General features: G+C 55.9%; 23 protein-coding genes. 10 read left to right on the forward strand and 13 right to left on the reverse strand.

The window, feature by feature from the left end:
* Window positions 1–1,172, forward strand: a 1,172-nt coding sequence (locus VI895_04755) for a PKD domain-containing protein (GenBank protein ID HLG19112.1), incomplete at its 5' end; no start/stop codon positions are given.
* A 125-nt stretch (window positions 1,173–1,297) separates the two neighbouring features.
* Entirely contained in the window at window positions 1,298–1,564 is a 267-nt protein-coding gene (locus VI895_04760) for a vitamin B12 dependent-methionine synthase activation domain-containing protein (GenBank protein HLG19113.1), read from the forward strand.
* 69 nt (window positions 1,565–1,633) lie between these two features.
* On the opposite strand, the gene VI895_04765 is transcribed toward VI895_04760, so the two are convergent.
* From VI895_04765 to VI895_04800, 8 genes are all read right to left on the reverse strand, one after another.
* Window positions 1,634–1,840, reverse strand: a complete 207-nt coding sequence (locus VI895_04765) for a type II toxin-antitoxin system HicA family toxin (protein ID HLG19114.1) — start codon at window positions 1,838–1,840, stop codon at window positions 1,634–1,636.
* A gap of 224 nt (window positions 1,841–2,064) precedes the next feature.
* A complete protein-coding gene (locus VI895_04770; GenBank protein HLG19115.1) occupies window positions 2,065–2,436 on the reverse strand; it encodes a hypothetical protein in 372 nt (123 codons plus the stop codon).
* Between the two features lie 20 nt (window positions 2,437–2,456).
* Window positions 2,457–3,041, reverse strand: coding sequence for an iron-sulfur cluster assembly accessory protein (locus VI895_04775; protein ID HLG19116.1), 585 nt, complete (start codon window positions 3,039–3,041; stop codon window positions 2,457–2,459).
* Between the two features lie 35 nt (window positions 3,042–3,076).
* Window positions 3,077–3,502, reverse strand: a complete 426-nt coding sequence (locus tag VI895_04780) for a DUF420 domain-containing protein (GenBank protein HLG19117.1) — start codon at window positions 3,500–3,502, stop codon at window positions 3,077–3,079.
* Window positions 3,502–4,287 carry an ABC transporter permease gene (locus VI895_04785; protein HLG19118.1) on the reverse strand — a complete coding sequence of 262 codons (786 nt, stop codon included), beginning with the start codon at window positions 4,285–4,287 and terminating at the stop codon, window positions 3,502–3,504. The genes VI895_04780 and VI895_04785 overlap by 1 nt, the downstream gene beginning before the upstream one ends.
* Window positions 4,284–5,243: an ABC transporter ATP-binding protein gene (locus tag VI895_04790; GenBank protein ID HLG19119.1), complete on the reverse strand. Its 960-nt coding sequence runs from the start codon at window positions 5,241–5,243 to the stop codon at window positions 4,284–4,286. The genes VI895_04785 and VI895_04790 overlap by 4 nt, the downstream gene beginning before the upstream one ends.
* A gap of 6 nt (window positions 5,244–5,249) precedes the next feature.
* On the reverse strand, window positions 5,250–7,013 hold the full coding sequence (gene cyoE, locus VI895_04795) for a heme o synthase (GenBank protein HLG19120.1): 1,764 nt from the start codon (window positions 7,011–7,013) through the stop codon (window positions 5,250–5,252).
* 145 nt (window positions 7,014–7,158) lie between these two features.
* Entirely contained in the window at window positions 7,159–7,884 is a 726-nt protein-coding gene (locus VI895_04800; GenBank protein HLG19121.1) for a carboxypeptidase regulatory-like domain-containing protein, read from the reverse strand.
* Between the two features lie 77 nt (window positions 7,885–7,961).
* On the opposite strand from VI895_04800, the gene VI895_04805 reads away from it, so the two are divergent.
* From VI895_04805 to gap, 5 genes are all read left to right on the forward strand, one after another.
* Complete coding sequence (locus tag VI895_04805) at window positions 7,962–9,521, forward strand: glycerol-3-phosphate dehydrogenase/oxidase (GenBank protein HLG19122.1); 1,560 nt, start codon at window positions 7,962–7,964, stop codon at window positions 9,519–9,521.
* Window positions 9,522–10,010: 489 nt separating this feature from the next.
* Window positions 10,011–10,934, forward strand: a complete 924-nt coding sequence (locus VI895_04810; GenBank protein ID HLG19123.1) for a PfkB family carbohydrate kinase — start codon at window positions 10,011–10,013, stop codon at window positions 10,932–10,934.
* 65 nt (window positions 10,935–10,999) lie between these two features.
* Window positions 11,000–11,752 carry an alpha/beta hydrolase gene (locus tag VI895_04815; GenBank protein HLG19124.1) on the forward strand — a complete coding sequence of 251 codons (753 nt, stop codon included), beginning with the start codon at window positions 11,000–11,002 and terminating at the stop codon, window positions 11,750–11,752.
* A 218-nt stretch (window positions 11,753–11,970) separates the two neighbouring features.
* Window positions 11,971–12,984: a type I glyceraldehyde-3-phosphate dehydrogenase gene (locus VI895_04820; GenBank protein ID HLG19125.1), complete on the forward strand. Its 1,014-nt coding sequence runs from the start codon at window positions 11,971–11,973 to the stop codon at window positions 12,982–12,984.
* Window positions 12,984–13,985 (forward strand): type I glyceraldehyde-3-phosphate dehydrogenase, encoded by a 1,002-nt coding sequence (gene gap / locus VI895_04825; protein HLG19126.1) that lies wholly within the window; start codon window positions 12,984–12,986, stop codon window positions 13,983–13,985. The genes VI895_04820 and gap overlap by 1 nt, the downstream gene beginning before the upstream one ends.
* Here gap and VI895_04830 read toward each other — a convergent pair.
* Window positions 13,982–14,878 carry a deoxyribonuclease IV gene (locus tag VI895_04830; protein HLG19127.1) on the reverse strand — a complete coding sequence of 299 codons (897 nt, stop codon included), beginning with the start codon at window positions 14,876–14,878 and terminating at the stop codon, window positions 13,982–13,984. The two genes, gap and VI895_04830, sit on opposite strands and share 4 nt — an antisense overlap.
* Window positions 14,879–15,107: 229 nt before the next feature.
* On the opposite strand from VI895_04830, the gene VI895_04835 reads away from it, so the two are divergent.
* Window positions 15,108–15,407 carry a hypothetical protein gene (locus VI895_04835; protein HLG19128.1) on the forward strand — a complete coding sequence of 100 codons (300 nt, stop codon included), beginning with the start codon at window positions 15,108–15,110 and terminating at the stop codon, window positions 15,405–15,407.
* Between the two features lie 253 nt (window positions 15,408–15,660).
* Here the strand turns inward: VI895_04835 and VI895_04840 are convergent, their stop codons facing one another.
* On the reverse strand, window positions 15,661–15,933 hold the full coding sequence (locus tag VI895_04840; protein ID HLG19129.1) for a hypothetical protein: 273 nt from the start codon (window positions 15,931–15,933) through the stop codon (window positions 15,661–15,663).
* On the opposite strand from VI895_04840, the gene VI895_04845 reads away from it, so the two are divergent.
* Window positions 15,926–16,237: a hypothetical protein gene (locus tag VI895_04845; GenBank protein ID HLG19130.1), complete on the forward strand. Its 312-nt coding sequence runs from the start codon at window positions 15,926–15,928 to the stop codon at window positions 16,235–16,237. The two genes, VI895_04840 and VI895_04845, sit on opposite strands and share 8 nt — an antisense overlap.
* A gap of 210 nt (window positions 16,238–16,447) precedes the next feature.
* The gene (locus VI895_04850; protein HLG19131.1) at window positions 16,448–17,620 is read left to right on the forward strand and encodes an ATP-binding protein; all 1,173 of its coding nucleotides are present in this window, start codon (window positions 16,448–16,450) and stop codon (window positions 17,618–17,620) included.
* Window positions 17,621–17,784: 164 nt separating this feature from the next.
* On the opposite strand, the gene VI895_04855 is transcribed toward VI895_04850, so the two are convergent.
* The 3 genes from VI895_04855 to tdh all read right to left on the reverse strand — a co-directional run.
* Window positions 17,785–18,222 carry a cytidine/deoxycytidylate deaminase family protein gene (locus VI895_04855; GenBank protein ID HLG19132.1) on the reverse strand — a complete coding sequence of 146 codons (438 nt, stop codon included), beginning with the start codon at window positions 18,220–18,222 and terminating at the stop codon, window positions 17,785–17,787.
* Window positions 18,219–19,412: a glycine C-acetyltransferase gene (locus tag VI895_04860; GenBank protein HLG19133.1), complete on the reverse strand. Its 1,194-nt coding sequence runs from the start codon at window positions 19,410–19,412 to the stop codon at window positions 18,219–18,221. The genes VI895_04855 and VI895_04860 overlap by 4 nt, the downstream gene beginning before the upstream one ends.
* Window positions 19,413–19,418: 6 nt before the next feature.
* Window positions 19,419–20,460 (reverse strand): L-threonine 3-dehydrogenase (gene tdh, locus VI895_04865; protein ID HLG19134.1); only part of this gene is annotated, 1,042 nt, incomplete at its 5' end.

Consider the following 20,460-nt stretch of genomic DNA (forward strand, 5'->3'; position numbering starts at 1 on the left):
GACCCGCCGGTGTTACGTTTGGCTCCCCCACCGCCCTTTCCACCACGGCCGGCTTCTCCTCCGCCGGTACCTACATCCTGCGCCTGACCGTGAGCGACGGCTCTCTGAGCGCCTTCGATGAGCTCCTGATCCTCGCCAGCAACGACACAACACCGCCGGTCATCTCGAACGTCGGCGCCGGGGGCGTCACGCAAACAGCGGCCACCATCACCTGGACCACGAACGAAGCGAGCGATTCGCAGGTGGACTACGGCACGACCGCATCGTACGGCTCATCGACATCGCTCAACACGAGTCTTGCAACATCGCATTCGACGGCCCTTGCCGGTTTATCGGCCGGAACGCTCTACCACTACCGTGTTCGCTCCAAAGACGCCGCCGGAAACCTCGGCCTGAGCGCCGACTATACATTCACAACGACAGCTCCCACCAACCAGCCGCCGACGGTCTACGCCGGGCCGGACCAGACGATCGTCCTGCCCGCGGTTGCGAGCCTTTCGGGAACCACCTCGGACGACGGTCTGCCCAACCCCCCAGCCCGGCTCACCTACGCTTGGACCGGACCCGCCGGTGTTACGTTTGGCTCCCCCACCGCCCTTTCCACCACGGCCGGCTTCTCCTCCGCCGGTACCTACGTCCTGCGCCTGACCGTGAGCGACGGCCCCGCTTCCTCTATGGACGAACTGAGCATCAACGTCCGGGAACCCGGAAACCGGCTTCCCCAGGTCAACGTGACAGCGGACATTTTCCTCGGGACGGCACCGCTCTCCGTCACTTTCTCGGCAACGGCTTCGGATCCCGATGGGGACCCACTGCGATTGACTTGGGATTTCGGTGACGAAACCCGGTTGTCAGGTGCGGGAGCGGACCCGGTTGCCCACGTCTTCGACGCCGTCGGCCTCTACTACGTCTCGGTCACGGCGGATGACGGGCGGGGCGGTGTTGTTCGAAGCGATGCACTTGCCGTCGAAGTCATAGACAACGCTGCCATCGATAATGCATTTACATCTGAAGGTCCTCACGTTGTATCCAGCTCGGCCGGCTGCCACACAAACCAGACCGCAAGGTTTGCGGACATTCTCGCCCTGGCTCTTCTATTTATTCGTTGTGCCGCCAACAAGAGAAAGCCAAAGCCGACGTTGCCACAGCGATGGCAAGATAAGTTTCGTTGATTAATCCCCTCCCCTCACTTACATTTTGGACCCGCTTATTTTACGGAGGACCGATATGCATTCACTCGACGAAGTGAATTCCGAACGTCATCTTCTAAAGCATTCCTTCCGCGCTGATTACCCTCATTCAAAAGCACGGCGACGAGCTCAACTGGCACTCTCACCTCCATCTTCTGGCCACCGATGGCGCGTTTGACACGCAAAATCCTTCGGACATCGTCTTTCACCCCTGCGGATTTTGGGATCTTTCCAAGATGGCCGAGATCTTTCGCTTCACTTTGCAAGCGGAGGAAATCGGCGTGGAACTGACCGAAGGATTTATGATGGACCCCGAAGCGAGCGTCTCGGCTTTGGTTTTTCATCATCCCGAAGCGACTTATTTTTCCGTCTGAAGGGACCTCGGTTTAAGCGCGCGGTGCGTTAACGCTCCATCCAGCCCGTCTGGGGGTCCGGACCGAATTTCAGATGTTTTTTTCTTTTCCCAGGACCGGGGGTAACCCGTAACCGTTCAAAATGTTGATCCTTCGGCCGCTCATTTCGGCTGTAAGCCGGTCGACTTTCGGCCCCTGAAATGCAACATGGGAACCTTCTTGGCGAATGAGTACAAAGCCCTCGGATGCAAGCAGCCTCACAACGTCGCGGTAACTCAGATTACCCAATTTGGGCATTGGGGGGGATCAGGAAGCGAGCCGAAATTGGGTCACAAATATCGGAGTTGAAGATGATCGTCGCAGAGACTTTTTAGACACCCGAAGATAAAGACGAATCGCCTTTCGGAGCGAAGAAATAGCGTCTGGAATCGTGTCACCGCAGCTGGCGACGTCAAGCTCTGGACAAAGAGATGAATATCGTCGGCCCTCTTTGCGGATGATCGCTGTAAACATGATATTTTTCACTCGCCTAGTATAAGCCTGTGCGATCGGGGCTGTAAATAGGCTGTAGGAGTGGCATTCAGGCGAATACGCGTTTTCATCTTAAAACTCGTCGTCAAGCCCTTCACTTTGTGAAGTGCGTTCGCGCAAATCAAGAACAGATCGGCCCCACCATTTTCAAGTCGCCGAGCTCCTGCAATCAAAAGGGTCTGGACAACGTCCCAATTCCCACGGTGAGACGGCTCTTCAATTTCTTGAAAATCGATGCTGGCGAGAAGGATCTTTGCCGAATGATGCCCCCCGAGTGTCCGCCCGACGTGCTCGTTGATGATAGGATAATTTTCAATCGTCGAGGCCCATGTGGTTCCTCCAATGAGGCCGATGATTTTCATATCAAATTGTTTTGCGCCGACTACTTGTGTTCGGGTGCGTAATACGGATTTTCGCCGCTCGCGTGATCGGTCACGTCGATGATCTCCTCGACCTCCGGAAGAGCCTCTTTGATCTTCAGCTCGATTCCCTGACGAAGCGTGACGTTCGCCATTCCGCAACCATGGCATCCGCCCGCCAGGCGAAGCAATACCTTTTTCCCCTGGACGTCGACCAATTCGACGAAGCCGCCGTGCGTGGCGACCGCTGGATTGATTTCGTTGTCCAAGAGTTCCTGAATTTTCTGCGCTATCGGATCACTCCACGTCGAAGCCGGTTGATTCGGATTTTCAATATTGAATCCAGCGCCGGAGACGGACTCGATCCAATCGATCGTGGCTCCCTGAAGTTTTTTTGCGCTCTCCGCGTCGAACACCGTCTTAAAGCCGCCGATGTTCATCGTTACGTCCGTCGGTTTGGTGTTTTTTTCTTCGTCCAAACCGAACGCGTAGGTGTAGGTACCGCCGCTCTTTCCTGTAACCGCGATACGGAGGACCAATCCGTCCTTCTTTTGCCCCTCGATGTATTCAACCACCTTTTTCTTAGCGGCATCCGAGAACTGAATCATATTTCCCTCTGTAGCCGGCATTTTAGCACAAGGAGTTACACGGGTGGATAGACATGGTAGAGCAGCCAATACACCAAAACACCGGTCACCGAAACATAGAGCCAGATGGGGAGCGTCCAGCGGGCGATCCGGCGGTGCCGATCAAACGCCCCCTGGAAGGCGCGCATGGCCGTGACGACCGCGAGCGGCGGAACGATCGCAGCCAAAATCGTGTGCGAAATGAGGAGGCCGAAATACGCCGGTCGGATCCAACCGACACCCGGGAAGGGCGTCGCACCGGCTACGTAATGATAGGTGAGATAAGACGTCAGAAAAACGATGGAGCAGACCAAAGCCGAAACCATGCATACTTTGTGCGCCGTAATTTGTTTTCGCCGGATCGAGACAAAACCGGTGACCAGGAAAATAGACGTAAGCGTGTTGAGAAATGCGTTGAGCGCTGGAAGATCGCGAAAGGACATCAGCCGGCGAAAGTCTTCCGCGGCCGGCGCACTTCAATCGAGGCCCAGCCGAACAAAACCAGCGAAAATAAGACGACCACCGCAAGTGACAATCCCGCCGACGGAAGCCCGGCCGTGTTCGGCGTTCCCATCGCGTGTCGAATGAGCGCCATCGAATAGGTCAACGGATTCGCCGCCAAGATCCACTTCATCCACGTGGGCGCCCCCGATGCCGGGAAGACGGCTCCGGACGCCAGCCAAAGAGGCATCAGGAAAAGGTTCATAATCGAGTGAAACCCCTGGATCGACTCCATCCGCCAGGCCAACAAGAAGCCGAGGGTCGAAAGGCCGAAGCTGACCAGCGTCAAAACCACCATCAGAACGACGAGAGTGGACACGCTAAGCGGAATGCCCGCCAACGGAGCCAGAATGAGAAAGATAAGTCCCTGCATGACGGAAAGAATGCAGGCTCCAAACGTCTTTCCCAACACGATGCTCCCCCGAGAGACCGGCGCCACCAAAACCCCTTGGAGAAAGCCTTCCCGGCGGTCCTCAATAATCGAAATCGTCGAGAAGATCGACGTGAACAACAAAATCATCAAAAGCGAACCGGGGTAGAAATATTCCCGGTATCCGCCTTTCGCTCCGGCCGCTCCACCGCCGAACGACCAATCGATCCCGGATCCGATGACCAGCCAAAATACCAAGGGAGTGAGGAGCGCACCCACGACGCGGCTCCGCTGCCGGTAAAAGCGAATAATCTCGCGCCACGTCAAAGAGAGGGAAGGAAGGAAAAGCGACATCATGCCCGATTCTCCGCCAGAGATTCCCAAAATCGGTCCCCCGTTTCATGCACGAACACGTCCTCCAGCGTCGGTTTTCGAAGCGTGACCGCCGAAATATCCGTCCGAAACTCGTTGACGACGTCGACCAGAAATTGCGTAGCCTGCGGATGTTCGATCCGAACGCAACCGTCGATGACCGTCGGCTCCACGGAAAATCGTTTGGCGATCCGGCCGGCCAATTGAGCCGCGTTTCCCGCGTCTAGTGAGATCACATCCCCTCGAACTTTGCGTTTGAGTTCGTCCGGCGTACCCACGGAGACGACCCTTCCATGGTGAAGAATCGCAATCCGGTCGCAACCATCGGCTTCCTCCATGATATGTGTCGTCAAAAGAACGGTGACGTCGCCCTCTTTTCGAAGCTGCTCCAGCATCTTCCAGACCTCCCGGCGAGCGGCGGGATCGAGGCCGGTGGACGGTTCGTCCAAGAGCAAAAGGCGCGGAGTGTGCAGCAACGCTTTGGCGATTTCGACTCGGCGTTTAAGCCCGCCGGAAAGAGAGGATGCTGTATCGTTCGCGCGGTCGATTAACCCGAATCTATTCAGAAGATCGTCCGCCCGTTGCCGAAGCGATCTCCCATGCATGCCGTACAGATGCCCCTGATGCGCAAGATTCTCCCGAACTGTGAGCCGGGCGTCCAAGCTCGGATTCTGAAAGACCACGCCGATCTCCTTTCGCGCGAGGTTCGGTTCCTTCGCCACGTCCCGGCCGAAGATCCGAGCCGTTCCCGAAGTCGGCGAAATCAGCGTCGATAAAATGCGAAAGAGTGTCGTCTTCCCGCCGCCGTTCGGGCCCAGGAAACCGAAGCTCTCTCCGCGACTTACGGAAAGTGATACGCCGTTCAAGGCTATACGCGTTCCGTACGAATGCGTGAGATCGATCGTCTCGACGGCCGGAAGGTTAAAATTCGTCTGTTTCATGGCCGGCTACTGTTTATCCGCCGCCATCAGAGCCAGGAGAAAGGGAAGATAGACCACGGAAGAAATCAGGACTCGTCGCGCACACGCCACCGACCGTTCGCGCGCCAAGACGAGGCAATGAGAGAAAAAAATGACGCCCAAGATGCTGGCTCCCGCCAGATAAATCAGGCCGGAGAGTCCCAACCAGGTCGGCAAAAGCGCGATCGTTACCGTGGCTATGCTAAAGAGCAACGTCTGTCGCGCCGTTCTTTGTCCGGACGGATCCACGACCGGCAGAACGGCAAGCTTTGCCCGGGCATAGTCGTCGCGGTAAAGCCAGGCGATCGAAAAAAAATGCGGGAGCTGCCAGAAAAAGAGAATGCCGAACAAAATCCACGCGCCAATACTGAGGGATCCGCTTCCCGCCACCCATCCGATCAAAGCCGGGATCGCACCCGGGATGGCTCCGATGATCGTACAAAGCTGTGTCACCGGTTTGAGCGGCGTGTAGACGAAGAGGTAGGAAACAAGCGTGATGGCGGCAAGGACCGCAGCCTTCGAGCTCACTTGCGTGTAATAGAGCGAAAGTCCCAGCACGCATAATGCAATCCCAAAACCAGCTCCCTGAACCATGCTCAGGCGTCCTGTAGGGAGAGGCCTCCCCGCCGTCCGTTTCATCAGACCGTCGATTCTTCGCTCCAAGACCTGGTTCAGCGTTCCGGCTCCGGCACTTGCGAGCGCCGTGGCGGCCACCGTCCAGATGAAATGACCTGCATGCATCGAGCCGGAGGAAGCGAGGTAATACCCCACCGATGTCGTAACACAGACAAGAAACGTCACCCTCGGTTTGGTCAAAATGTAATAGTCATGTCCGGACGAGAACAATTGCCGCCAGGACGCCCGACGTAAAGCGAAGCGTCGAACCGCCGTCATCGCCAGAACCACAGCCGTGGCGAGAATCGATGCGCCGGTGGCTACATGCGCCGTCGCCGGGATAGCGGCCTTTTCCATCCAAATCGTGATTCCGCCGAGAATGATCTGCGCCGCCGTCAAAGCAAGCAGGATCGACGCCGGAAGAATCAGCGATCGGACGCCGGAGTACCGTCGCTTCACGTGAACAAATATTAAGAGAGCCAACAGGAAAACCACCGCACCCCAGACTCGGTGCGCAAAGTGAATCGCGATCGGCAGATCAAATTGCGGAGGCAGGAGATGCCCGAACGAAAGCGGAAAGTCGGGTATCGCGAGGCCCGCTTGGATGTGGCGCATAACAGCGCCCAATATCAACTGAAGATAAATCGCGGACGCCGTCATTATGGAAAGCGCGGAGATCGCCGCACTCTCGTTTTCGCGGGAAAGGCTTTTCCAGCGCGGCGACGTCAAAACCGCAATCGCGACAACGATGCAAAAAAAGGTTTGCCCCAAACACGCGTGCCCTACCGAAATCGGAGCGGGCAACAGGAAAAGCACCGTCAAACCGCCCAGCACACCCTGAAGGATAACGGCCGCCAAGGCGATCCATCCCAGCGTTCGGACGGAGCGACGTTCTTTCCACGCAAGCCAAAACGCCAGAAGGACGGTGAAAAACCCGACGCCGGCGGCCACCATTCGATGGCCGTGCTCGTAAAAGATACCTCCCACCATGGGGGGAAACCATTGGCCGTACGAAAGAGGCCAGTCCGGAACGGCTAACCCCGAACCGGTGCTGGTGACAAGTCCGCCTGCTACAATGAGAAACAGCGTGGCGCACGCCGTAAACACGGCATATCGATGTACCCACGCTGTCTTCATTTCAACTCTCTTTAGATTCCTGAGCCCTGCAGAATGAATTTGGGTAGCACGACGGAACCCCCCGAGACCACGCGCAGGTACGAGCATGGTCTCGTGGGGTTCCGTCGTGACCGGAGCCCGAATTCATTAGGCGTCAGCTCAGTGATTATTCAGCTTTCGCGGCCTCGGCGCCGGTCGATTCAAAAGTGAAATCGATCGTGGCCGGCTTGCCTACTTCGACCGTGATCGACATGTCTTTTGTGCCGTACTTCTCGTGCCATGCCGTGACCGTGTACTTTCCAACGGGAAGATCTTTAATCTCGAACGCTCCTTCATCGTTGGTCACGCTGTAATAAGGATGGTCGAGGACCCCGACGTACGCCTTCATCCAGGGATGAACGTCGCATTTGATCGGAACCATGATTTCCGGCTTTTCAAATTTCCGTGTGATCTTCATGTCTTTCACCGGCATACCCGCGTTGAATTGCTTGCTCGCTTTCGGCATCGCGTGGACGTTGTGAAGCGTGGGGTCGCTGTTGAGAATATTCAACGGCTGATTCACCATCATGCCGAAAACGTGAGGTGCGTACTGGCAACCGCGCTGATCGAACGTGACAGCCGTGGTCGACGCCGTGAAACTCTTTCCCGTGAGACCATCTTTGACGTACACGAACGCGTTCTTCAGCGTCCCGTTCTTGTTCACGATGACGTAATCCGTCATCACGGCTTTTGCATGCAACTTCATGCAGTTCGGGTCCGCATTCATTTTGATCGGCTTCGCGGCCGGCGGCGTCCCCTTGAAATTCACTTTGCCGGAAACGGTCGCTGCCGCGAAACTGTTCATCGAAACAAGCAGAGCCACAACCGGCGCTGCGATATGCCAAAATCTCATCGAAATCCTCCTCGTAAGGCTCAAAATTTGATTGAAATCATTCGGTATTTTCCGAACGCGCGGGCACTATAGAGCAAGTGGTCCCAAAATCAAGCTCCGGTAACCCGAGTATAGGCGCGGCCACGTTCTCCGCGGCTCTCCGATTGGATGTCCTCTCGATCTGTTCAGAGACGCCTCTCGACGTGGCGATCATCGGCGGAGGAATTACCGGTGCCGGCTGTCTCCGAGATGCGGCGATGCGGAGCCTTCGCGCCGCTCTTTTCGAACGAGAAGATTTCGCCGTCGGAACTTCGAGCCGATCGTCCAAACTGATTCATGGTGGCCTTCGCTATCTCGAGACTTTCGACTGGGGTCTTGTTTTCGAAGCCAGTCGTGAACGGAAGATCCTACTGAAAACCGCCTCTCCGTGGGTTCAGCCTCTCCCCTTCTTGGTTCCGGTTTACCGGGGACATCGATGGGGCCTTCCCGCGGTCGCTGCAGGAGTCTGGCTATACGACCTGTTATCTGCGTTCCGAAACGTCGGGCACCCTTCCATTTATTCCCGAGGAAAAACCCGCCAACTCGAACCGGAGCTCCGAAGGGAAGGATTGATCGGCTCCGTTCTCTATTATGACGCCGCCGTCCACGACACGGCGTTGACTCTTGCCAACGTCCGTTCGGGTTGGGATCAGGGAGGTCTGGCGTGCAATCACGCCGAAGTGACCCGTTTTTTGGAGGAGAACGAACGGGTGACCGGAGTCGTCGTTCGGGATCGCCTGTCGGGCAAGTCCTTCGACATTCGCGCGCGCTGGGTCGTGAACGCCACCGGCCCCTGGTCCGATCTGACGCGGGCAAAACTAAACCCGTCGCTCAAGAAACGACTGAGACTCACGAAGGGCGTGCACATCATCTTGGCTCCCCGGCGCTTATCCCGCCGTCGGGCGATGCTCCTGCTGGCGCCGAGCGACGGACGGGTGACATTCGTGATTCCGTGGTGTGGATCGACGCTCGTAGGAACCACCGAAACCGATTTCGAAGGAGACCCGGCGACCGTTTGTCCAGGCAGAACCGACGTCGACTACCTCCTCGACACCGCGAACTACTACTTCCCGAACGAAAAACTGCTCCGGGCAGACATTGTCAGCGTGTTTGCGGGACTCCGTCCCCTTCTGCAGGATGAACATAATCTCCCGTCCAAGGTTTCGCGCGAGCACCACCTTTTCTCGGACCGGCCCGGACTGCTCACCATCGCGGGAGGGAAATACACCACGTATCGGCGAATGGCCGAAGAGACCGTAGATTGGCTTGCGGCCCATACGCCCGAGTGGCGTAGTCGACTGAACCCGTGCCGGACTGCGGAGGACTCGATTCGGCCCACCTCCCCCGCATCGGCTCTCGATTTGTTCGTTTCCCCTCCGCCCGATGAATTCCGCAGTATTGCACTCCACGCCATCGAACGAGAAATGGCCGCCACGGTCAGCGACGTCCTTGGCCGCCGGCTTTCGCTCCTGCTCCTCGATCGTCAACATGGCAGCGGCGCGGTTGAAAATGTCGCTCAGATTTTGAGAGAACGGCTCGGCTGGACATCCGACGAAGCGGCTCGCCAAGTCCGGGAGTATCGGGAATTAATCCGTTTGGCCCGAAGCGGACTCGATTAGCCCAACTTCGTCACATTTGAGGAGATAATGCTGGAGAGCCTTTGATTCCGCGGGACGCCGTCCGATCGGCATTACGCGCCGATCGGCGGCTCGGCTCTCGGGAGTCTCATCGTTATACCCATGGATGAGACTCCCTCCGAGACGCCCGCGTCACCAAAGGCTCCCCCTCATTCCCTCCACAACGCATTACGAAATGGGGCCGCAGATCTTGAATCAGAGCGGAAACCTTTCGGTGGGTCCGTAAGCCAAGCGAGTCTCTTCGCCTTATCGCAACGCTGTTTCCAAAATTCCAGAGCCTACCCACGAATGTGTATTGATGTAGCGTTACGGGTGGCGAGGCGGGGGTCCCCATTGCGAGCGCCGCCGAGCAATGGGGGTGCACGCCGAGACCGGAGCCCGTAACGCTACGTCTACAAATAACTCTCTTGGCTTACTACGAAACGGAATAGACACCTGGCGCGAGGTATTCTATAGACGGCGAATTGAGCCATGTTTGATTTTTCCCAAAACCGTTCGTTCGACATCGTCGGTATCGGAAGAAATTCCTGGGATCGCTTGGCGGTGGTTCCCACCTATCCCGTGCCGAACACGAAGTCCGAGGTTCTCACGTTGGACAACCAACCGGGAGGGCAGGTCGCCACGACGATCGTGGCCGCCGCGCGACTAGGGGCGAAGACGCGATACCTGGGAAAATTCGGTGACGATGCCGGGGGTCGCGCCGTCCGCGGAGCGTTGGTTCGCGAGGGGATCGATCTTTCGGAATCCAAAGTCATTCCGGGCGTCTCCAACCAATCGGCGTTCATCGTCGTGGACAAAAAGAATAAAACGCGCACGGTGTTCAGCTATCTGGATGCACGCCTGGCGATCAACTCGGACGATTTCGCCCACGAGGCGATCACCAGCGGAAAAATCCTTTTCCTCGGCGGGCGGCGGCCGGAGACCGTCATCCCTTTTGCTCAGATGGGGCGCGAAGCCGGTTGTATCGTCGCCATCGACGCCGACACCATCTCGCACGACACTGCCGAAATGATCTCTCACGCGCATATTACCGTCAGCCCAGAAGAGGTGATTCTCCTTTTCACCGGAGAGCGCACGGTCGAAAAGGCCCTGAAGGCGATGGCCAAGATGGGTCCCCGTTTCATCTGTTGCACGCGGGGCGAAAAAGGGGCGACGGCCGTGGTCGACGGCGAGATGATGAGCGCCTCGGCCTTTGACATCAGCGTCCGTGACACCACCGGTGCGGGGGACGTCTTTCAAGGGGCCCTTTTGGTCGCGCTTTTGGAAAAGAAGCCTCTTTCCGAAACCCTTCGTCTGTCGAACGCCGCCGCCGCGATCAAATGCAAGACCCTCGGCGGGCAAAGAGGAATTCCCGGCCGTGGAGAGGTCGAAGCGTTTCTCGCATCCCAAAGATAGCGTGGTTTGTACGCGGCCTTGCCCTGCTCCTGGTAACACTTCTTCTCATCCGTGGAGGAATATCCGTGTGGGCTGATCGGTTCATCTTTTTCCCGGAACGCGATTATTTCGAGAAACCGGACGCCTACTCTCTTTCGTACCGGGATGCTTGGATCGAAACTTCCGACCACGTTCGTCTTCACGCGTGGTGGATCGGCGAAGAAAAGCATCGCACCACGGTTCTCTTTTTTCACGGCAATGCCGGAAACATCAGCCACCGGGTCGACCGCATTCACGCATTGGGCGATATCCCCCTTCGGTTTCTCCTTTTGGATTACCGAGGCTATGGCCAAAGTGAAGGGAGCCCTTCGGAAGACGGAATTTACGCGGACGCGTCAGCCGCCTACGGTTACCTGCGAAAAATCGGAGGCCTAGACCCTTCCGAGATCGTTCTTTTCGGGGAATCGCTCGGAGGAGCGGCGGCGGTCGATCTTGCGTCTCGAGAGACGGTAGCGCGCGTCGTCCTGGAGTCGACGTTCACATCGATGAAGGACATGGCCGACGTCGTCATGCCGATGGTTCCGTCGGCCCTTGTTCCGGAGGCCTATAACTCTGTTGAAAAGATTAAGAAAGTTCATGTTCCGATCCACATTTTCCACGGGGATGCGGATGAAATCGTCCCTTTCGACCTTGGACGAAAGCTCTTTGAAGCGGCCAACGAGCCGAAACGATATTTCCCCGTCCGCGGCGCCCACCACAACGACGTCTACATTGTGGGCGGGGAAACCTATCGGCGGCAAATGGTTGCGGCGCTCCTTGGCGAGAACACGAGCCCTTAAATTGATTTTCGCCACATACTTGTCCCCCAGGTGCCTCGATCCATAAATACGATGGCATTCGGTCGTCGCTGCATCCGCGCTCTCGGCACCCGTCTCCTTCGCCGTACTTCCCGGTACGCCTCAGTCTCCGGGCACCGAGAGCGCGGCGCATCGACAACCTCGATGTCTCACCGTATTTATGGACCGAGGCACTCAGTTATGTTTCATTGGCAAGCGCAATGGCTATTCGAGTCGGCATCATGGGCTTTGGCCGGATCGGGCGGAATATTTTCCGCATTCTTCACAGCCAGAATGAAATCGAGATCGTCGCGATCTGCGATCTGGGCGACGCCAAGGCCATGGAGTATCTCCTCAAGTTCGACACGGTCCACGGCCGCTTTCCCGACCCGGTCGTGGCCAAAGGGGATTCTCTTTATGTGAAGGGGAAGCAGATCCGGATGTTCCAGCTCCGCGAACCGGGCGAGGTTCCTTGGGGGGACGTCGGCGCCGACATCGTCGTGGAAGCTTCGGCCAAATACCGCACGCGCGCCTGGCTCGAAAAGCACCTGGCCCGCGGCGCCAAGCGAGTGATCTTGACGGTCCCCCCCACCGACGAACTCGATGCGATCTTAATCCGGGGCGTGAACGATCATGTGCTTTCGCCGAAACACCGCCTCATTTCCACCAGCTCGATCACGGCCAACTGCGTGGCGCTCACGCTCAAAATTCTCCACGAGGCGTTCGGCGTCGAACGAGCTTTTATGACGACGGTTCACGCCTATACCAACGATCAGCGCTTGGCCGACGTTCCGCACACGGACTTGCGCCGATCGCGCGCGGCGGCCGAAAACATCATTCCGACCGAAACGTTCGCCCCCAAAGTCATCGGGAAAGTGCTTCCCGAATTAGACGGCCGTCTGGACGGAATGGCGATGAACGTCCCCGTTCCCGACGGCTCCAACGTCGACCTCGTCACCGAGACCACGCGCGCCGTAACCGTGGAATCGGTCAACGAAATTTTCCGGAGCGCGGCCGGCGGGCCGTACAAAGGAATCGTGGAATTCATGGAAGACCCGATCGTCTCCAGCGACGTCATCGGCGATACCGATTCCGTGGTCTTCGATTCGCTCGCCACGCAGGTCCTCGGCGATCGACTGGTCAAGACGATTTCTTGGTACGACAACGGCTGGGCTTACGCCCAGCGGGTCGTGGAGGTCATTCACGCCATCGCCCAGCTGGGGGGAACGCACTAATGGCCGTTCGTGTGGCCATCAACGGTTTCGGGCGTATCGGCCGGGGTGTCTTTCGGATCGCCGTCGACCGGAAAGATATCGAATTCGTGGCGCTCAACGACGTCACCGAAAATGAAACCCTGGCCTACCTTCTTCGGTATGACACGGTGCATGGGTTGTTCCCCCATCCGGTCAAACTGGAAGATGGCGAGCTCGTCACCGGAGCGCAACGGATGAAGATGCTCACCGAGAGCGATCCCGCCAAACTTCCATGGAAGGAATTCAATGTGGATGTGGTGATCGAATCGACGGGACGATTTCGATCCCGGGCGGAGGTCGAAAAGCATGTTCAGGCAGGCGCCAAGCGAGTCATCTTGACCGTGCCTCCGAAAGACGCTCTCGATGCCATGGTCGTTCTGGGCGTCAACGATCACATCCTCCGTCCCGAGCACAAGCTCGTGTCCAACGCCTCGTGCACGACGAATTGCCTCGCCCCGATCGTCAAAGTTCTGCACGACGCTTTTGGTCTCGAGCGGGGATTCATGACGACCGTGCACGCCTACACGAACGATCAACACCTGTCCGACGTCTTTCACAAGGACTTCCGCCGCGCTCGCGCCGCCAATGAAAACATCATTCCGACCACCACAGGAGCAGCCAAGGCGGTGGGAAAGATCCTGCCCGAACTGAGCGGAAAGCTGGACGGGATGTCGATGCGTGTTCCCATTCCGGATGGATCCATCACCGACTTCGTGGCCGTCCTCAAGAGAAATGTGGCGGTCGCCGAGATCAATGACGCCGTTCGAAACGCCGCCGATGGCCCGATGAAGGGGATCGTTCAGTATTCGACGGAGCCGATCGTTTCGTCCGATATCATCGGCAACTCACACTCCGCGATCTTCGACGCCCCGTTCACGAAGGTCCTGCGCGGAAACTTCGTGAAAACTGTCTCGTGGTACGACAACGAGTGGGGATATTCAAGTCGGTGCGTGGACTTAATTATGCGATTGGCCGCGCTCTAATCGATCAAACCACGTAACGTACTTAGGTTTTCAATGTCTTCGTGCAGATCGTGGGATTTCGGCGTCTCCAATACCATCGGCCGGCCGGAGAATCGAGGATCGTTTAACAACATTCGAAAGGCCTCCAAGCCGATTTCCCCCTTGCCGATATGTTGATGGCGATCGACTCGGCAATCGACACCTTTTTTCGAGTCGTTCAAATGAAACGCTCGAACGTGGTCGAGTCCCACCGTTCGGTTTAGTTCCTTCATTGTCGCCTCGTACCCTTCTTTCGTTCGAAGCTCGTAGCCCGCGGCGAACGCATGGCACGTGTCGAAACAAAATCCGACGCGGGCTTTGTCCTCCACCCCTTCACGAATCTGAGCGAGCTCTTCAAACGTCCGGCCGAGCGTCGTCCCCTGCCCCGCAGCATTTTCGATCAAAAGGCGAACATTTTGCTTGGGGCGCTTTTCCAAGACCTGGCTCATCGCATCGGCCACACGACCGCAGCCCTGGCCGATTCCATCCCCCATATGAGCGCCCGGGTGAAAAACAATGAAATCCAAATCCAGCAATTCCGCCCGGTCCATCTCATCCAAGAAAGCCGCGATCGACCGTGCGCGCAGCGATTTGTCCGGAGAGGCCAAGTTGATCAGATAGGAGTCGTGCGCGAAGGCGAATTGAATCCCGGCTTTCGACCTCTTTTCGCGAAACTCTTCCGCCTCCTGGGACGTGAGGAGCTTTCCCTTCCATTGATTGGAGTTTTTCGTGAACAATTGAAGGGCTTGCGCTTCAATCTTCTGCGCCCGCTCGATCGCAGTGCTTACGCCCCCACCAATCGATTCATGCGCACCCAAAATGGGAGCCGTCTGATGCCGGGGCGTTTTGGCCCCTCTGGTGTCACGTGAGCGCAAGTTTTCACCGAATCTGCAAACATTTCATACCCTTATCCGGCTATTTGGCCTAGCAAAATGAATATATACGGTCATTTCGAATAGTTAGATATCCCTGCGCTGGGGGAACGCTTGGCACCGACATTGCTGGGTACTCACCATTGTCCGAGGTCTCCGCTTCCCCCTAACTTTGAGAGGAGACAGAAATCGATGCGAACAAAGCTTCTTCTGGCTTTATTGACGGTGTCCGTTGTGGGTAGGCAGCTGCACGGAACTCTGCGCCACTGCGTACGGCGTATCGTCAGCCGTCGTTTCGCTCAACGACGTAGTCATTTTCGACCAGAGCGACTTCCACAATAAAGACCAAGTTCTTTGCGAGCAGGTGTCGCTTGAGTCCGGAGAGAACACGCTGGATGCGAAGTTGACCGGTTCTCCGGGGGATAAGCTGGTCATGGATATTTACGATTGCTCCAAGGAGCCGAAGGTAAAGCTTTATGAAACCACGGCCCTGGTTCGGGACGCCGGGCCGCCGAATACGGTTTCTCGTTAAGTCGTTTTGAATCCTAGCCCTAAAAGGGGCGGCCGATTGCATCGGCCGCCCCTTTTTATTTTAATTTCAGATACTTACAAAGACATCGCGACCTAACCTCTTGGCAATCGAGGATTTGTGTGCTATGCCGCGCAGCGGCAAATGAGACCACTCCAATTAGGAGGCGATCCATGGGACGCGCAAAGTTCTTTCTCCCCTTCATTCTTTTGGCAGGTGCCGCCATTTGGGCGTCCTGCGACAGCAGCACCTCCTTTCAACCAACCGGCGGCGAGGAAGCCTTTTTTACCGTGGGCGAAACCGACGACGGAGGCGTCACCGTCACGGATAACGGAACCTCGGTCAACCCTGAAAGCTCGTCTAGCTCCGGCAGCGGAGGCACATCGAGTTCGTCGAGTTCCTCCAGCGGCGGCAGTTCGTCAGGCAGCAGCTCAAGCGGCTCTTCGAGTTCGGGGGGATCCTCCAGCGGATCGAGCAGTTCAAGCAGCGGGGGCTCCTCCGGCATTTGCGCGGAAATGGAAGTGACCACGCCTTCTCCCGATCTCGAATCGTCCTGTTCGGGAAACCAGACCTGCAGCGTCGACGCCGCGAGGATTGACCTCAACGACGATGAGATCTTTCCTCCGGACGATTTCAACAATCATCCGTTCACCAAGTCGGAACAAGTCGACCTGAAATTGGGACTGAACGTCTTGAGGGTGTGGATCTCCGGCAATAAAGGGGACTCGCTCTTAGTGAAGATCTTCGATTGCACGAAAGAACCGCGCGAACTTCTCTACCGGAGAACGTTTGCCGGGCACTCGGATACCACGGACACGTTCGCGAGGCCGTAAAAGTATATAGCTAGCTTAGAGCCGCGGGATCGAGCTTCACCAGCTCGATCCGCAGTTTCTGGGCAAAATCGAAAATTCGTTGGTCCCGATAAAATTCTCCGAGCATGAATCTTGGCGAGAAGCGCGATATAAGAAAAACCTAACGCATTGTGATGCAAGGCGGCGTGGATCGGTTGACAACGCTATAGAATTGGCGGATAAATTTATAGCATGGTAAATAGACTTGTTAAACCTATAATATCAAACAGTTTTTTCTTATTCGGGGCACGCGGAACCGGCAAATCAACTTTTGTAAAAAGCTACCTCCCACGCAAAAGTTATTATCTTGATTTGCTCGACGACGAAACTTTCGATCGCCTAATGCTCGAACCGGAAATGATCGAGGATCTTTGTTCTGAAAAAAAATACGAGTGGATTATTCTGGATGAAATCCAGAGACTTCCCAAGCTACTCAATATTGTCCATCGAATGATTGAAAAATATCATCAAAAATTCGCTCTTACAGGGAGCAGCAGCCGAAAACTCAAAAGAGGAGGTGCAAATCTGTTGGCAGGGCGTGCCTTTGTAAATATTTTATTTCCTTTTACGTATTTAGAAATCCAGAATCAATTTGATATCGATCATGCATTACATTGGGGGACTCTTCCGAAGATTCTCAGTTTATCATCGGACGCTGAAAGGAAGGCTTACCTTCGATCCTATTGTCTCACCTATATCAAAGAAGAGATCCAGGCCGAGCAAATTGTAAGAAACTTGGAGCCTTTTCGAGAATTCTTAACGGTCGCAGCCCAATCCTCAGGAAACATCATCAACTATTCTTCGGTTTCACGGGATGTAGGAGTTCAGGTTCCGACCGTGCAAAGTTACTTTCAAATCTTGGAAGAAACTTATCTCGGTCTTATCTTACCGCACTACCACCGATCGGTGCGTAAGAGCCAGATTCAATCCCCAAAATTTTATTTTTTTGATAACGGTGTAAAAAAAGCCTTAGAGGCATCGTTGGATTCCAAACCTGTGGAGGGAACATCCCAGTTTGGAGATCTGTTTGAGTCTTTTGTCATTCAAGAGATCCATCGATTGAATGAATATTTTCAAAGAGATTTTCGATTGTCCTTCTTTCAAACGAAACATGGAGCCGAAGTCGATCTCGTTCTTTCGAAGGGACGGCAGGTTATCCTCGTCGAAATCAAATCTACGAAGCGGGTGGACGAAATTGAGGTTCGAAAACTTGCGAGGATCGCTCACGATTTTGGAGATCAAACTCGATCCTTCTATCTAAGTCGAGATAAATTTCAGAGAATTGTGGATGGAGTGGAATGCTGGTTTTGGTCTGATTTTCCGAAAAACTTTTTCGGTGCCTCTTCGATGGAAAGGTTCGGATGATATACTTTTCTCTTGACCGCTCGATATAGGAAGGCAATCGGTGTTTGCGAATCTCAAAATATTTTTTGATTCAAGGCCGGACGTCGCCATTGTACTGTTCGTTTTACTATTCAGCATTGGCGCGATCTATCTAGTAAACCGACAGAATAGATCAGGATGAGAGTTCAGTTCAGAGCCGCAGGATCGAGCTTCACCAGCTCGATCCGCAGTTTCTGGGCAAAATCGAAAATTCGCTGGTCCCGATAAAATTCGCCGAAACAGATCCGCGTGATCCCCGCGTTCGCGATCATCTTAAAGCAGGGCCAACAAGGACTCGCCGTCACGTAGATCGTTCCGTTCGAAATGTTCACGCCGTTCCGTGCGGCTTGAATGATCGCGTTCGCTTCGGCGTGAATCGTCGCCACGCAATGATCGTTCTCCATCATGTGACCGGCTTCGGAGCAGTGACGTAAACCCCGGATGGAACCGTTGTATCCCGTGGACAAAATCATCTTGTCCCGCACGATGACGGAGCCTACGAATTTCCGGTCGCACGTCGAACGGCTGGAGACCTCCACCGCTATCTTCATAAAATATTCATCCCAAGATCGGCGCGCCATCAGTGAATCACCCCCAATTTTTTCCCGACTTGCCTGAAGGCCGCCAGGGCCTCGTCGAAATCTTTCTTTTCATGCGCGGCGGAAATCTGAATTCGAAGGCGAGCCTCCCCCTTGGGCACGACCGGAAATCCGAAGCCGGTGACGAATACGCCCTCCTGAAGAAGTTGTTCGCTCATTTTAATGGCGAACGAAGTCTCGCCCACGATTATGGGAACGATCGGCGTCTCCCCTTCCAATGGCTTGAATCCGGCCTCTTTCACCGCTTTTCGAAAATACACCGTGTTCTCTCGAAGTTTTTGGACCCGTTCGGGATGGGCTTCCAGATACCGGATCGACGTCAACGACGCCGCGGCCACGGAGGGCGGCAGCGCGTTCGAAAAAAGCTGCGGTCTGGAACGCTGCACGCAGTAATCGACCACGGCTTTCGGACCGGCGATGAACCCGCCCGCGGCGCCTCCCAGAGCCTTTCCATAGGTCCCCGTGATGATGTCGATTTCTTTCATCAGACCGTAATGCTCCGGTGAGCCGCGGCCCGTTTTGCCGAGAACTCCGGTGGCATGTGAATCGTCGATAACGACGAGAGCGTTGTATTTCTTCGCAAGATCGCAGATCTCGGGAAGCTTGGCGATGTGCCCTTCCATCGAAAAAACGCCGTCCGTGACGATCATTTTCGTCCGGCAATTCGCCGCACTCTTGAGAATCTCCTCCAAGGCTTGCATGTCGTTGTGCGGATAAACTTCCTTCCGGACTTTCTTGATCAGGCGGATCCCGTCGATGATCGAGGCATGGTTGAGTGCGTCCGAAACAATCAGATCTTCCTCGCCCAGAAAAGTGGCGAAGAGCGCTTCGTTTGCGTTCCAGCAGGAGGTGTATGTGGTGGACGCTTCCTTCTGAAGGAACTTCGCCGTCGCCGTTTCGAGTTCTTCGTGAATCGCCAGCGTTCCGCAAATGAAACGGACGGAAGCGGTGCCGTTGCCGTATCGATCGATTGCCGCCTTCGCCGCCGCCTTCACGTCCGACTGATTGGCAAAGCCGAGGTAGTTGTTTGAGGAGAGGACAATGACTTCGCCGTAACCCCGCATCTTGACTCGCGGAGCCTGGGGACCTTCGAGCGTATTCAGGCGTTTGTAAACACCATCCCGCTTGAACTGTTCGAGTTCGCTTTCAATTCGTTCCTGAAATCGCGCGTCCATGGAACCCTACATACGAAATACCAGTTTTCCGCACTTGCCCGACTCCAACGTCGTCATCGCTTCTTCAAAGCGATCGAGTGTGGAGTAATGCGTAATCACTTTCTTTAAGTCCACGCTTCCGGATTGCACCAGAGCTTTCACCTGATACCAGGTTTGAAACATCCGCCGGCCGAATACACCGTAGACCCGCGCTCCCTTAAAGATGATGTTTTCCGTCAGATCAAACTTCATGGGCGTACTGGGCAACCCCAAGAGCGCCACGGAACCGCCGTTTTTTAAGATGCGAAATCCCTGTTCGACGGCCGCTGGTGCGCCCGACATCTCCAGTAGCACATCCACCCCCTCCCCGTCGGTGCGATCCATGACCTCCGCATAGACGTCCTGCTTGGCCGCGTTAAACACTTCCGTGGGGTTCATTTGCTTGGCAAGTTCGAGGCGATAGGGGTTGATATCGGAGGCATAAATGGCCAGAGCTCCCTGCGCGCGCGCAACGCCGATCGACATCATTCCGATCGGACCGCAGCCCGAAACCAGAACCGTCTTTCCGGTGACTCCGTCCCCCACCTGCACGGCATGCACGGCGTTTCCGAAGGGCTCTAAAATCGTGGCGATTTCCCACGGCAAGGCGGAATCGTTGATCCAAACATTTCGCGCGGGCACGGAAATGTACTCCGCGAAGGCGCCGGGGCGATCGACGCCGACAATGCGAACGTTTTTGCAGAGATGCTCCCTCCCTGTGCGACACTGATAACAGATTCCGCAGGCGATATGCGTTTCGAGGGAGACATGCGCGCCTACCGGCACATCGCTCACCCTCGACCCCGCTTCGACGACCTCTCCAGCGCACTCATGGCCGAACACCAACGGAGTTTTGATCCTCGATGCGGCCCAATCGTCCCAACGAAAGATATGGAGATCGGTTCCGCAAACCGAGGCCGCTTTCACACAAATCTGGACTTCATCGGGCGCCACTTTCGGATCCGTGACTTGGGTGATCTCGGCACCTGGAGCCGGGCGGGATTTCATCAACGCGCGCATGCAGAACCTC

Source organism: Bdellovibrionota bacterium, from assembly GCA_035292885.1.
Lineage (GTDB): Bacteria > Bdellovibrionota_G > JALEGL01 > JALEGL01 > DATDPG01 > DATDPG01.